General features: G+C 47.8%; 1 protein-coding gene. It reads right to left on the bottom strand.

The features are described 5' to 3' along the window. Positions 1 to 1,798, bottom strand: a 1,798-nt coding sequence (locus ACO0KW_RS17585) for a Calx-beta domain-containing protein (protein ID WP_423054661.1), incomplete at both ends; no start/stop codon positions are given.

The raw sequence follows: 1,798 nt of genomic DNA, 5'->3' as shown, positions 1-1,798 counted from the left end.
CAACACTGCTGCCGACTGGAACACTGACGACATTGCCGCTGCTGTCTTTGAGGGTGACCGTGTACGTTAAGACGCCACCTTCGGCAACACTCGCTGCATCGACACTGATGTGCGCATAGACAGTGTCTACCAGACCTATTACTTCAGGCACATCAGGTGGAGTTAATGTACTACCCGCATCGGTAATCGTTCCCAGTCCAACCAAAGTATTTCCGACAGTCGCGATATTGATTGATAGACCAGATAAAGTCACATTAAAGGTTTCATTGCCTTCTTTGATGTAGTCATCATTAATAGGCACTGTGATTGTCGTAGTCGTTAATCCCGCGGCAATACTTCCGCTAGCACCCGGCAAGCTGGCTACGTAATCACTTCCAGCTGTAGCTGAATTTATTCCACTACTTCCGGTAACATAATTAAAAGTCACAACATCAGTAGTTGCATGACTTAGTCTCACCGTAAAAGTCATCACACCAGCATCTTCGTTGACGACAACATTATTAATCGAAATCGAAGGCGCGCCTTCGTTATCGATAATCGTCGCAGTACCAACTGCCGAGCTATTCGTTGTGGTTCCAGAAGTACGAATTGCGGTCAGCTGAAAGGTTTCATTTGCTTCGTCGATCAAATCGTCGGTAATTGGTGTGCGCACCAGTACACTAGTGGAACCAGCAGCAATCGTCGCTGTGCTTGCATTGCTCCACGTATTTCCACCGTCTATCGATACTTGCAGATTATTTGCGCCTAAGCTACCGTAATCAGCACCACTTCCGCTAGCATTCCCTCCTGCCAATGCCAGATTAACGCTGGTCGGTGTGTTGCTGGCGTTACTTAAACTCACAGTAAATTGCGCAAAACCACCATCCTCTGCGACCGTAACATTACTGACATTTAGTGACGGCGTGTCGTTATCATTACCGCCAGGCCCTGTGCCATCGTCTTTGATAGTGCCTAGACCTTGGGCATCAGAAATTATTGCATTAACTGGCGCCACCAAATTAACGTTAAAATTTTCTGATAGTTCAAATACGCTGTCATTGGTGATATTTACCGTGATAGTTTGCGTCGTTACTCCAGGCAAAAAACTAACACTTCCACTCGCTGAGGTGTAATCAGCACCAGCAGTCGCACTACCATTACTCGTGTTATAGCCAACCGTTACAGTTTGTCCGGACGCTGCTGACAAAGTAACAGTAAAAGTGGCAGTACCAGCAGCCTCATTAACGATCACGTCATTGATTGTCAAACTCGGTGCTAAGTCATTGTCTGTAATAGTGGCCGTTCCGACTGCACTATTGTTTGTCGTAAAACCACCCGTACGAGTTGCGGTCAGTTGGAAAGTTTCATTCGCTTCATTAATCAAATCATCGGTAATCGGCGTGCGCACCAACACGCTAGTGCTGCCCGCAGCAATCGTCCCCGACGTCGCATTATTCCAAGTCGTTCCACCATCGGTCGATACCTGCAAATTACTTGCTGCCAAGCTGCCATAATCGGTACCACTACCGATCGCGTTCCCACCCGCCAAACCTAGACTAAAGCTCGTCGCACTCGTGCTGGTATTGCTCAAACCCACGGTAAATTGTGCGAAACCTCCGCTTTCCGCGACCGTCACATTGCTGACGCTCAAGGTAGGAGTATCGTTATCGTTACCACCGGTACCAGTACCATCATCATGTATCGTCGTCGTCACACTCGCCGTGCCTAACGTCGCATTATTCGGTGCAGATAAGTTCACCTGGAAGTTTTCAGCTCCTTCAAACACCGTGTCATTGCTAATCGCAACCGTAATCGTTTT

The organism is Undibacterium sp. Ji22W (genome assembly GCF_049340305.1).
Classification (GTDB): domain Bacteria; phylum Pseudomonadota; class Gammaproteobacteria; order Burkholderiales; family Burkholderiaceae_D; genus Undibacterium.
This window is presented reverse-complemented; position numbering and strand designations above follow the sequence as displayed.